General features: G+C 37.8%; 13 protein-coding genes. 8 read left to right on the forward strand and 5 right to left on the reverse strand.

All coding sequences use genetic code 11. The features are described 5' to 3' along the window. Positions 1-56: 56 nt before the first annotated feature. Complete coding sequence (metK, locus tag CHI06_RS28210; RefSeq protein ID WP_095251947.1) at positions 57-1271, reverse strand: methionine adenosyltransferase; 1215 nt, start codon at positions 1269-1271, stop codon at positions 57-59. A 224-nt stretch (positions 1272-1495) separates the two neighbouring features. Between metK and CHI06_RS28215 the strand changes: the two genes are divergently transcribed. The 4 genes from CHI06_RS28215 to CHI06_RS28230 are packed head-to-tail and all read left to right on the forward strand — an operon-like array spanning position 1496 to position 4629. After that, the gene (locus CHI06_RS28215) at positions 1496-2680 is read left to right on the forward strand and encodes a pyridoxal phosphate-dependent aminotransferase (protein ID WP_257009496.1); all 1185 of its coding nucleotides are present in this window, start codon (positions 1496-1498) and stop codon (positions 2678-2680) included. A gap of 42 nt (positions 2681-2722) precedes the next feature. Further along, positions 2723-3394: a 2-hydroxy-3-keto-5-methylthiopentenyl-1-phosphate phosphatase gene (locus CHI06_RS28220; protein ID WP_095251958.1), complete on the forward strand. Its 672-nt coding sequence runs from the start codon at positions 2723-2725 to the stop codon at positions 3392-3394. A gap of 24 nt (positions 3395-3418) precedes the next feature. Further along, a complete protein-coding gene (locus CHI06_RS28225; RefSeq protein WP_095251948.1) occupies positions 3419-4072 on the forward strand; it encodes a methylthioribulose 1-phosphate dehydratase in 654 nt (217 codons plus the stop codon). Positions 4073-4095: 23 nt separating this feature from the next. Beyond that, a complete protein-coding gene (locus CHI06_RS28230) occupies positions 4096-4629 on the forward strand; it encodes a 1,2-dihydroxy-3-keto-5-methylthiopentene dioxygenase (RefSeq protein ID WP_095251949.1) in 534 nt (177 codons plus the stop codon). A 76-nt stretch (positions 4630-4705) separates the two neighbouring features. Here the strand turns inward: CHI06_RS28230 and CHI06_RS28235 are convergent, their stop codons facing one another. Together CHI06_RS28235 and CHI06_RS28240 are read right to left on the reverse strand one after the other, a co-directional pair. Continuing rightward, positions 4706-5497, reverse strand: coding sequence for a hypothetical protein (locus tag CHI06_RS28235; RefSeq protein WP_095251950.1), 792 nt, complete (start codon positions 5495-5497; stop codon positions 4706-4708). Positions 5498-5653: 156 nt separating this feature from the next. Next, positions 5654-6316, reverse strand: a complete 663-nt coding sequence (locus CHI06_RS28240) for an FMN-dependent NADH-azoreductase (RefSeq protein ID WP_095251959.1) — start codon at positions 6314-6316, stop codon at positions 5654-5656. A gap of 244 nt (positions 6317-6560) precedes the next feature. Here CHI06_RS28240 and CHI06_RS28245 point away from each other — a divergent pair, with 244 nt between their 5' ends. From CHI06_RS28245 to CHI06_RS28260, 4 genes are read left to right on the forward strand one after another with little or no spacing between them, the layout of a single operon-like run. Then, complete coding sequence (locus CHI06_RS28245) at positions 6561-7499, forward strand: substrate-binding domain-containing protein (protein ID WP_095251951.1); 939 nt, start codon at positions 6561-6563, stop codon at positions 7497-7499. Beyond that, entirely contained in the window at positions 7493-8359 is an 867-nt protein-coding gene (locus CHI06_RS28250; protein ID WP_095251952.1) for a substrate-binding domain-containing protein, read from the forward strand. Before CHI06_RS28245 ends, CHI06_RS28250 begins: the two co-directional genes overlap by 7 nt. Before the next feature lie 25 nt (positions 8360-8384). Next, positions 8385-9083, forward strand: a complete 699-nt coding sequence (locus CHI06_RS28255; protein WP_095251953.1) for an ABC transporter permease — start codon at positions 8385-8387, stop codon at positions 9081-9083. Further along, positions 9080-9853, forward strand: a complete 774-nt coding sequence (locus tag CHI06_RS28260; RefSeq protein ID WP_095251954.1) for an ATP-binding cassette domain-containing protein — start codon at positions 9080-9082, stop codon at positions 9851-9853. The genes CHI06_RS28255 and CHI06_RS28260 overlap by 4 nt, the downstream gene beginning before the upstream one ends. A 10-nt stretch (positions 9854-9863) precedes the next feature. On the opposite strand, the gene CHI06_RS28265 is transcribed toward CHI06_RS28260, so the two are convergent. Both CHI06_RS28265 and CHI06_RS28270 read right to left on the reverse strand, forming a co-directional pair. Next, entirely contained in the window at positions 9864-11240 is a 1377-nt protein-coding gene (locus CHI06_RS28265) for a HAMP domain-containing sensor histidine kinase (protein ID WP_095251955.1), read from the reverse strand. Beyond that, positions 11218-11928 carry a response regulator transcription factor gene (locus CHI06_RS28270; protein ID WP_095251956.1) on the reverse strand — a complete coding sequence of 237 codons (711 nt, stop codon included), beginning with the start codon at positions 11926-11928 and terminating at the stop codon, positions 11218-11220. The genes CHI06_RS28265 and CHI06_RS28270 overlap by 23 nt, the downstream gene beginning before the upstream one ends. Between the last annotated feature and the right edge of the window lie 560 nt (positions 11929-12488).

The raw sequence follows: 12488 nt of genomic DNA on the forward strand, positions 1-12488 counted from the left end.
TGGAAGAGCACTCACTTGAGAGTGCTCTTCTTTTATAATATTTACTTTAAATTGCCTCATTCCTGTTTAGATATATTCTCTGCCTCCTTTTTTAACATTCCTGCTTTATCCGTGTTTTCCCAAGGCAATTTGATATCCGTTCTTCCAAAGTGCCCATAGCAAGCAGTTTGAAAATAAATAGGCTGCCTAAGATTTAGCATTCGAATAATCCCTGCAGGGCGAAGGTCAAAATATTTTCTTATAAGCTGTACAATCTTTGACTCCTCTATTTTCCCAGTTCCAAACGTTTCAACGGCTATTGAAACAGGCGCAGCTACTCCAATTGAGTAAGCCAATTGAATTTCACATTTATCTGCAATGCCTGCTGCAACAATATTTTTTGCTACATAACGTGCAGCATAGGCCGCCGAACGGTCAACCTTAGTTGGGTCTTTTCCCGAAAAAGCACCGCCACCATGGCGGGAAAATCCGCCATACGTATCAACGATAATTTTACGCCCCGTTAATCCTGCATCACCCTTTGGTCCACCAATCACGAATCGGCCAGTTGGATTAATATAATATTTTGTACATTCATCAATCAATTCTGGTGGCACCACGTAAGAAATGACATATCTATGCAAATCTCTTTTTACTTGTTCTAACTCTACTTCAGGTTTATGTTGTGCAGAAATAATAATTGTGTCAATTCGAACAGGTTTTGCATTTTCGTATTCCACAGTCACCTGTACTTTTCCATCCGGACGTAAATACTCAACCAAACCATACTTTCGGACTTCTGCCAAACGCCTAGCAAGCTTATGGGACAGGTAAATTGGCAATGGCATTAATTCATCCGTTTCATTGCAAGCAAATCCAAACATAAGCCCTTGGTCACCTGCACCAATTTGGTCTATTTCATCCTCAGTCATTAAACCTTCACGGGCTTCTAGCGCTTGATTGACTCCCATTGCTATATCAGAGGATTGCTTGTTCAGCGCTATTAAAATCTTACAAGTATCAGCATCAAGTCCAAACTCTGAGCTTGTATACCCGATATTTCGAATCGTGTCTCTTACTATTTTTAAGAAATCGACAGAGGCGTTCGTGGTAATCTCTCCAGATAAAACAATTAAATCCGAACTAACTGAAGTTTCACATGCAACACGCGCATTTGGGTCCTTTTCAAAAATGGCATCTAATATAGCATCAGAAATTTGATCACACATTTTATCTGGATGACCTTCAGTAACCGATTCTGATGTAAATAGGTGACTCTGTTTTTTATTCATATTATCTCATCTCCCAAATTTACATTATCTATTTCAAAAGTTGTCCAAATTTCCCCCACTGAATATAGTACATAATCTGGATATTGAAGCCGTACATGTTGATATCCAATGTAGGCTAATAACATTGAGACTTTAAATAGTGGACAAGCATTTGTTTTTTTCAGTTTACTCACTAAAAAGATTATTTCATCATATGATAATTTCTAAAGGGGGGTGATTAATTCTTGAAAAATAACAATTTTACAATCAAAGCGTCTAACCAAATGGATCGTCTACCTACTCAATTTTTCTCTACATTAGTTGAGAAAGTAAATAGTTTCATTGTTTCAGGATACGACGTTATTAATCTTGGACAAGGCAACCCAGACCTGCCTACCCCACCACATATTGTTCAATCGTTACAAAATGCTGCACTTAACCCTATCAACCATAAGTATCCACCGTTTACTGGCAAGACTGAATTGAAGGAAGCTATCTGTACTTGGTATCGATCCGAATATGGAGTTACATTAGATCCAGAAAAGGAAGTTGCTATATTATTTGGCACAAAAACCGGACTTGTAGAAATTTCGCAAATATTACTGGATCCAGGTGATATTGCACTTGTTCCTGACCCAGGATATCCAGATTATTGGTCTGGAATTGCTATTGCGGGTGCTGAAATGGTTCAGATGCCACTAGATTATTCCAATGGTTTTTTTCCGGACTTTTCTAAAATAACACCTAACGTGTGTAAACATACCAAATTAATGTTCCTTAATTATCCATCAAATCCTACAGGAGCTTGTGCTACTAGTTCCTTCTTTGATGAAGCTATCGGCTTTGCAGAGAAAAATAATATTGTGATTGCTCACGATTTTGCTTATGGGGCAATCGGCTTTGATGGGCACAGACCAATCAGCTTTTTATCCCGACCGGGTGCCAAGGATGTTGGCATCGAATTTTATACACTGTCGAAAACCTATAATATGGCAGGATGGCGCGTGGGATTCGCTCTTGGTAATCATGAGCTGATTCAATTAATCAATCAGTTTCAAGAACACTATTTTGTGAGCTTGTTTGGCGGCATTCAAGATGCAGCCATTACAGCATTAACCTCATCACAAGAATGTGTTCGTAAACTAGTTAATACCTATGAATTGCGACGAAATGCCTTATTTGAAGAACTCCAAAAGCTTGGTTGGAGTGCTCCACTTCCTAAAGGATCATTCTTTGCCTGGCTGCCAGTTCCAAAAGGGTACACATCAAGCGAATTTGCTGATACTCTACTAGAGAAAGCAAAGGTTGTCGTTGCACCAGGAATTGGATTTGGAAAACTTGGTGAGGGGTATGTTCGATTAGGATTGCTTGCTGAAGAGGAACGTATTCGAGAAGCGATGCAGCGGATTTCAAAACTAGCAATCTTTTAATGTTCTATACTAAATTTTTATGGAGGTGAATTGTTAGGCTTTATGACAGTCCACGCTATTAAAAAAATGGTTGTTTTTTGTGATTTTGACGGAACAATAACCGAAAATGACAACATCATAAATATTATGAAGTTTTATAAACCACCTGGGTGGGAAACAATCAAGGATGATATTTTAGCTGGAAAAATCAGTATTCGAAAAGGTGTAGGACGCATGTTTGGGCTATTACCTGCCTCCTGCCGAGAAGAAATTACCAATTCCGCAATTAAGCAAGCAACTATTCGACCTGGTTTTGATCAGTTTATTCAATATTGTCAGGAGCATAATATTCGCCTTTTAATTACTAGTGGAGGTATAGACTTTTTCGTTTACCCAATTTTGTCGCACTATTCTGTTCCAAAACAAGATATATTTTGTAATTCGAGTGATTTTAGCGGTAAACATATTCAAATTCTTTGGCCTTATTCTTGTGATGCACTATGCAGCATGGATTGCGGAATGTGTAAACCGAGTATACTTCGTTCCCATTCGAGTATAGATAATATAAAAATTGTCATTGGAGATAGTATTACTGATTTGGCCGTAGCCAAAATGGCTGATCTTGTGATTGCAAGAGATTTTCTTTCACAGAAATGCCAAGAGCATTCTCTTCCTTATAAAGCATTCAATTCATTTTATGATGTAATTAAAATATTAAAGCAGTTTAACAATTAAAGGAGGTGAAACCTATAAAAAAAAATGAAAAAAATAAATCTTGAAGCCATTCAAAACGCTATTCTTATTCTACAAACTGCAAAAGACACATTTTTGAAAAAAGGCTGGTTTCCCGCAACGAGCGGGAACTTATCCGTTCGAGTCAAAGATCCCCCATTAGAGAAAAATCAGTCGATTATTGCCATAACCTCTAGTGGAAAAGACAAATCGATTCATACTCATGAGGATTATATTTTAGTTAATATGGATGGAAGCCTTGTACTTCCCAGCAACTTAAAACCTTCTGCTGAAACTTTAATTCACACCTCTATTTATCAACAAATCCCTAATTGTCAAGCAGTTTTTCATGTCCATACGATTCCTAATAATCTTATTTCTGAGCTTTATGCTGACCAAGGCAAAGTTACTTTCAAAAACCATGAAATTATTAAAGCATTTGATATTTGGAAAGAAGATGCATCAATAACCATCCCAATAGTAGAAAATTATTTTTCCATTCCAAAATTAGCAGAAGAAATCAGCAAGGTTATCCAACCCGAAGTTCCAGGGGTATTAATTCGCAATCATGGCATATATGTTTGGGGCGATAGTGATTTTACAGCTAAACGCCATTTAGAAGCATTTGAATTTCTTTTTGAATACCAAATGAATATGTATTTCCTAAAAAAGTTTAAATAAATCTTTAACAAGGAGAGTTTACTATGGCGAGTATTCGCATTCGTAATACAAATAAAAGATTAACAAAAGAACAAGAGGTTACAAGTTTCTTAGATAAACATGGTGTCCTTTATGAGCATTGGGACATGGACAAGCTATCCAACAAGCTGCGTAATCAATTTTTACTTTCAAATGAGGACAAAGAAGAAATTCTAAGTACCTTTGATGACGAAATTAGATCCCTTGCAAACCGACGCGGCTATGCTGAATGGGACGTCGTTGCATTGTCAGATGCAACTCCAAAATTGGACGAGCTATTAAAAAAGTTTGAAAACGTACATGTGCATACAGAGGATGAAGTACGTGCTATTACAGCAGGAAATGGGATTTTCACGATCAAGGGTGAAGCCGGTTATTTTGATGTAGAATTGTCCCCAGGAGATGTGATTTCTGTCCCCGTTAACACACCCCATTTCTTTACTTTAATGGAAAACCGCCAAGTTGTGGCCGTTCGCTTGTTTATCGATTCATCTGGCTGGGTTGCTCATCCTTACGAAGACCCTGAGTTCAAACGATAATTGAGAATAACCGTATATTTTTATGAACAACCTTTAGCCTCTTTCATCTGAAAGAGGCTTTTCCAAATTGAGAGTCTCAATGATTAAGTGATTTATAATCAAGAAGCCAGTAAAGACCATCATGATCCGCAATTATTTTTAGAAAGTCATTCTTTCCTGATTTATCTATTGTTTTCCACCTTGCATAAGCAACTGACACTAACATTGAAACAAAGGCATTTCGAAAATATTCATCCTTAAAATGCTCCTCATTCCACCCTTGTATTTTTAGGATAGAAACTGGTATTTCATTGATTTTCTTAAATGCATCAACTAAAAATGACTTTTCCTTTTCTGTTGCTCTTGTGTCCTGTATGTCACAAGGAAAATTACTTCGAGGGCATGTTTCTAAATAAACTCTCTTAGATGCACCAGATATCGGAAAATGATTTAGCCAATCACTCAACTTATGATAACTTTCTGACTCCCATCTTTGATTTATTATACTTCCATTATTTTTTTCAATATCGACATCACGAATATAATACTCTGGTTTTATTGGAGAACTTAAACAAGCGCCTATTGTAAAAATGAGATACTCCTTTAAAAAAGTACTATCTGCATTTTTATATCTATTTTTCGAAAAAAAATTAATATTATTATACAAAAATTCAAAGGCATCCTCGTTTTCATTCGTTTTCAATTTCCAATTTGTTCTATCTTTATACAGGAGTACAGCACAATCTGTTTCATTGTGATAACTAGATCCAATGTTAACTCCAATAAACAAAGACCTATCTTGGATTTCAGTAAAATCTAAAGGTGTTATGTCTTTGTTATTTTGTTTCCTGCCTCCCCAAGGGACACCCTTCTCATTCATTAATTTCAAAATACAAATCCTCCAATTCCCAATGCTTGTTCATTTTGTTAAACACTATATGTTCAGGAATTCTAAAAGGATTGTGCTCATTTCTTAATTCAATCAAATTAAATATCGTCATAAAAAAAATGCGATTCGATGTCTGAATCGCATTTTTTATTTATATTAAACAGTTACGGTTTCTTTTGCCATTTCTCTTGCGGCTTCGATAACCTGTTCTTTGGCCTTTGCCATAATTTCAGGTACTTGTTTCGGGAAGTGGTCCATTCCTTCAGCGAATACTGTTGGCATTACATCCATTCCTAGGAATCCTAGTACTTTCGTTAAGAAACGATCGCCGAATTCAAATTCAACCATTGGGCCAGTTGAGTAAATTCCACCGCGTGTTTGAATATGAAGTGCTTTACGATTTGTAAGTAATCCCTTTGCACCTTCATGCGTATTAACAAAAGTTTTGTTCACAATAAATAAATTATCAAGGAATGCTTTTAAAATGGCAGGTGAGCCAAAATTCCAGATTGGTGTAACAAATACATAATAATCAGCTGCAATGAAACGGTCTGCTAATGCATGCATAGCTGTAATTTGTTTTTGTTCTCCCTCTGTAAGTTCATCAAACGTTTTCCCCATGAAGGATAATTTAGCGCGTGCATATAACAAATCCATATCAATTTGCGGGATATCCATATCATATAAATGCATATGTTCAATTTCTACTTCAGGCTTTTGTTTTTTAAACTCTTCAAGAAAAGCCTCGCCAAGCTGCATCCCTTTCGAAAGCTTTATATCATTTTTCGGGTTTACAGTAATATAAAGAAGTTTAGACATCTGATCCCCATCCCTTTTATTAATAAATTTTTCTCTATCCATATAGTACAACAAACTTCCTTGTTCACCGATGAACAATCAGTGAAGATTATGAAGAAATTGTGAAATTTTCCGAATACCAGTGAACAAAACGTGACAATTCTAAATGAAAGTAAACAAAACTTGACGAAACTTAACAAAAGTCACATGCAACAATGTATATTTAAATTATATTTATATTGCTAATAGAGAGGAGTCATAGCCGATGGATGAAAAAGCCTACACACCCGATGAAGTAGCTCAACTGTTCCAAATTTCAAAACATACCGTATATGAACTGATTAAGCGAGGTGATTTACAAGCATTTAAAGTCGGAAACAAAATGAGAATTGAGAATTCTGAGATTGAGAGATACAAGGAAAGCACAAAAGCCCCTGCAAAAAAAACTCAGGTTAATCAGCCAGATACACCTTCCGCTTTTCCAATACGCCTATCCGGGAGCCATGACTTTCTAGTAGAGCATTTTGTTAAACAAACATCTAAAGATCTGCAGCTGCAAATTCAGCCAACCTACATAGGCAGCCTTGAAGGGTTAATGATGCTTTTTCGTGGTCAATCCGACATCGCGGCCATCCATCTATTAGATCCAGCGTCTCAGGAATATAATCTACCATTTATTCATCAACTCTTTGTTTATGAATCCATTGCTGTCGTTCGCTTTGTTTCTAGAGAGCAAGGCTTTATAGTCGCAAAGAGTAATCCAAAAGGAATTGCAAGCTTTAACGATCTCACTAGAAGAGATGTGCAGTTCGTTAATCGGCAGAAAGGTGCTGGGACAAGATTTCTTTTAGATTCCATGCTCTCTAGTAATGGAATTGACCCAACAAATATAAATGGATACTCCAATGAAGAATGGAACCACCTTTCTACTGCTTCTTATATTAGCCGAGGGATGGCGGATGTGGCTTTCGGAATTCAATCAGCTGCAAGCCATCTTGGACTCGATTTCATTCCAATTGCAAAGGAACAATTTGACCTTGTGTTCCGGTTTACAAATGAAAACAAGCAAAATCTTACTAACTTGATTAACTACCTGCAGTCACCTGAATTCAAAAGCAGTTTAACTGATTTAGATGGCTATGATATCGAAGATTTAGGAAATGTAATCTATCAAACTAGCAAAGCGGAGGAAACGTTATGTTAAAAAATCGTTTTTTTGCTACACTATTTGTATTCATGCTTCTTTTCCTAGCAGCTTGCGGCAACACAGAAAGTGACCAAGCTGGCGAAAAAGAGAAAAAGACAGAACCAAAGGAAGAACCAACTGAATTAATCCTAGCAACAACCACTAGCACTCAGGACAGCGGCTTATTAGATGTTTTACTGCCAATCTTTGAAGAAGAAAACAATGTAAAAGTAAAAACCATTGCAGTCGGTACAGGACAAGCATTAGAAATGGGTACAAAAGGTGAGGCAGATGTCCTTCTAGTTCATGCTCCTAAATCAGAGGAAGAACTCGTAACTAGCGGTGACGCTGTCAATCGTAAGCGGGTAATGTACAATGATTTCATTTTAGTAGGCCCAAAAGATAATCCTGCAAATGTTAGCGGTGAGGACATTAACACAGCATTCAAAACAATTTCAGAGGTAAAAGCTAATTTTGTAACTCGCGGCGACGACTCTGGTACTCATAAAAAAGAACTAGGCATTTGGACAGCAGTAAATATCCAGCCTGCTAGCGATACGTATATCTCGACTGGTCAAGGTATGGGTGCTTCTTTACAAATCGCTAACGAAAAGAATGGTTATATTTTAACGGACCGTGCGACATGGTTAGCTCAAGAGAAAAACTTAACAAACCTGCAAATTGTCGTTGAAAGCAGCAAGGACTTAATGAATATTTACCATGTCATGCAGGTTAATCCAGAAAAGCACGACATGGTTAACAGTTCAGATGCAGAAAAATTTGTTGAATTTATGATTGATAGTGAAACTCAAGATGTAATTGAAAGCTTTGGTAAGCAAGAGTACGGCCAATCTTTATTCTTTAAATACACAGAATAAGAAAAGAGGAAGGATGTAAGTCAGGATGGAACTAATTATTGATGGATTGAGGAAAGCAATTGAGATGATTCTCACTGGCGATAGAGAGATTCTCGAAATAACGTGGCTGACTCTTAGAGTTTGCTTTATGGCCATCCTGATTAGTTCCCTGATTGGCTTGCCGCTGGGAATGCTGCTTGGTCTTACCAGGTTTAAAGGAAGAAAAGTAATCCTAGTGTTCATAAATATCGGCATGGGCTTACCCCCGGTTGTTGCGGGATTATGGATCACAATGCTACTGTGGCGTTCTGGCCCACTAGGACATTTACAATTGCTTTATTCTCCAACGGCGATTATCATGGCACAAGTTCTAGTTTCCCTGCCAATCGTTACAGGCTTAACAAGCTCTGCCTTTCAACAAATTAACGATAAAATGCTTTTACAAATCAAAGCACTTGGTGCAACCAAAATTCAAACGATCGTAATCCTTCTAAAACAAACAAAGATTGCTATTTTTGCTGCGATAATGGCCGGCTTTGGCCGTGTTATCGCTGAGGTTGGTGCTGCAATAATGGTAGGCGGAAATATTCAAGGAGATACACGAATTTTAACTACTTCTATTGTCATGGAAGTATCAAAAGGTAACTTTGATGTTGCCCTAGCGATTTCCTTTATTTTATTAACGGTTGCTTTATTGATCACTGCAGCCTTAACACTGTTACAGCAAAGGAGGCGAGTATCATGAATCCATTGATTGAGCTTAGAAAAATTAGCTATCAGGCAAATTCAAAAACTATTCTTGCCATCCCTCATTTTCAGATTCAAGAAGGTGAATTTCTCGGAATCATGGGCCCCAATGGTGCTGGTAAAAGTACCATGCTTAAAGTAATGGCCATGCTTGACAGTTTTAGTGGTGGTGAGATTTTATACCGCGGGCAAGCCGTTCCAAATGGAACCCCCTCACTTGAACTGCGGAGGAAATTCTCCGTCGCCTTACAGCAATCGTTACTATTAGAGGGCTCTGTTTTTCAAAACATTGCCATTGGACTAAAGCTTAGAAAGGTTCCAAAAGCAATTATTAAAGAAAAGGTAAATTTGTGGATGGAGCAGTTTCAAATCAGTCATTTGGCAAAAAAAAACGCCCACTTCCTTTCAGGTGGTGAGGCACAGCGTGTAAACCTTGCAAGAGCTATGATTGTCGAGCCAGAAATACTTTTTCTTGATGAACCTTTTTCAGCATTGGATTTCCCAACAAAAATCAAATTAATGGATGACTTTAAAGGAATTATTGAAGGTTCAAGAACGACAACCGCCTTCGTCAGCCATGATTTGATGGAAATCAATTATCTTACGAATACTCTTGCCATTATCGTAAATGGAGAAATCAAGCAATATGGACCTACCCAGAGAGTCCTTGAACACCCCAATTCAGCGACTACTCCTTTCCTAAATGAATGGAAGAAATTCTATCCCTTACACTTTAATAACCAAAAGCCGCTATCCCTAATGAGATAGCGGCTATTTTTTATTCATCTTCTACCGGAAACCATAGAATGATGCTTGTTCCTTTATTTATACGGCTTTTTACCTTAATGAATCCTTTATGAGCTTCCATTAATGCTTTTACAATTGAAAGGCCAATTCCAGCTCCGCCTGTTTTTCGATCACGTGATTTGTCGCCTCGATAAAAGCGTTCAAAGATATGCGGAATATCATCCTCTGCCATGCCTGACCCTTCATCTTTTACCTTGAACCCTACATACCCTTCCTTTTCCATTAATACGGAAATGGTTACGTTCTTTCCTTCTGGCGTGTATTTTAGTGCGTTATTCAACACATTGGAGAGAATTTGCATTAATCGATCCTTGTCAGCAGGGAAAAGCAGTTCCTTATCGGGCTCTTCAATATGAAGCAGTACACATTTTTGTTTAAACAAGGGTACAAACATTTCCCATAATGCCAAAAGAACATTTCCCGCCTCTACCTCTACTTTTTCCAATCTAATTTGTGGATTCTCGGCTGCGAGCAGTTTTTCAAGCTCATTCACCAGCCTTACTAATCGCATGAGCTCTTCATGGCTTGATTGCAAACGGGCCGGCGTTGGCTCCCAGATTCCATCCTGGTAGGCCTCGATTTGACTTCTTAACGTAGCAAGCGGCGTACGAAGTTCATGAGCTAAATCGCCAGTAAATTGTTTTCTTAACATTTCACCCTTTGCCAATGATTCTGCTAGATTATTAAATGAAATCGCAAGCTGTTTAACCTCTGTGGGTAATCCCCTTAACGGAATCCGAATCGATAGATTATGCTGCTGCAGTTCATTTGCTGCAAAAGATACTTTATTTAATCCTGAGGTTAGTTTCTTAGAAAATAACATACTAAATAGAATCGATAACAATATCGTTAAACAAACAGCAGCATAAATGTATAACTGAATCGTTTGTAAAAAATTGTACTCATCATCAATTAAGCCTATTGGGTAAATAGCCTCAAGTTTACCAATCACTTTATTGTCTACGCTAAGAGTATAGGAGGCAGAATGCCACTCCTCTTCATTTGGCTCGGGTTCGGTCAACCCTAGGCTATTCAAGTAACCAACAATATTAGAGGTCCCCATTTGCAATAGACCACGGTTATCATACAAATCGAAATAAAGCTGATCGGTCATCGCATGCTCATGGAGGAAACCAAAAACCGGATCCCTAGTAAAATGTCCATTTTTCTGATAACCCTTTTCAATCTCTGTAATGATTCTGTCAATCTTCTTTTCTCGGTTACGATCTAGATAATTCTTAAAACTCTCTTCGAATCCCCACTGCATAAAGAAGCTGACAAAGAGTATTCCAATCATTGAGCTGAGTAAAAGATAAAAGAGAATTTTAGACCGGAGTGTTTGAAACATCTAGCACCCCTCCAAATTTATACCCCATCCCAAATACGGTCAGGATAAGCAGCGGCTGCCTAGAATCCAACTCGATCTTTTTTCGAAGGTTTTTAATATGGGTATCGACGCTTCGTTCATAGCCTTCGTAATACATTCCTTCATCCTGGATTTTTTCGAGTAAATCCATTCGACTATATACTCTTCCAGGATTAAGGGCCATATTTGTGAGCAGTTTATATTCAATCGGTGTCAATATAACATCCTGACCTTTAACCGTCACTTCTTTTTTACTGAGGTCAATTGCCAGTTGTCTTTTATTGAATTCAATTCGTTCTACTTTCTCTGTTTTCTTTACTCTTCTTAGGATGGCTTGTACCCTTACCACTACTTCCCTCGGGCTAAATGGCTTTGTTAGGTAATCATCTGCCCCCATGACAATCCCGTTTATACGGTCATCTTCCGCAGACTTAGCCGTCAGCATCAGAATGGGGACATCTGATTCTTTTCTTACTAAACGGCATACCTCTTCACCGGAGATATCCGGCAGCATTAAATCTAGTACAATTAAATCTGGATTTATTGTTTTAGCCTTTTTTAAGGCGTCTATTCCATTATCAGCACAATGAATTTCATAGCCTTCTCTTTCGAGGTAGGCTTCGAGAACTTCTAGTATTCTTTTTTCATCATCAACTAGTAATATTTTCATCGTTCCCACTCCCTTAACTATAATATATCATGTTGGGGAATGGCTTTTTTCATCTTCACAAATTCATCACAACTTCTTCATAACATCTACAATATTTCTCGATAAGATGTACCTGTAGCAATGAAAGAGTTCTTAATTCTCTAAGGTTTATACATGGTATTAACCAACTTGCTCCTCCCAATTTTAATCTCTCTTTTTTACATATGGGTCCCCCTTGGGAGCCCCTTTTTTTTTGCATACCTGTATCAAAGTTGCCGCATGATTACCGCTCCACAAAGGGAAGCTTCTTTGAACAATCACCGCAGTGACAGGCCGTCTCTGCCTGTCACGAGGTGCTTCGCTTTCCGCAGGAGGTCAGGAGTCTCGCACCTTCCGCTCTAATCAATAAATTCACTAAATCAAAAGGTCGTTTTCGTTTAAATTGTGTTTTCAAAATCCGCCGAAATTACCAAATCAGTCTGGAATGCTTTCATGAAGATTGTCTTATATTGAGGAGCTTTATAACTAATCTCATGGGGCGTCAGAAGGAATAGTCCTTAATCCATGGCCTTGAGGACTAA

The organism is Bacillus sp. 7884-1 (assembly GCF_002272245.1).
Classification (GTDB): Bacteria; Bacillota; Bacilli; order Bacillales; family Cytobacillaceae; genus Neobacillus.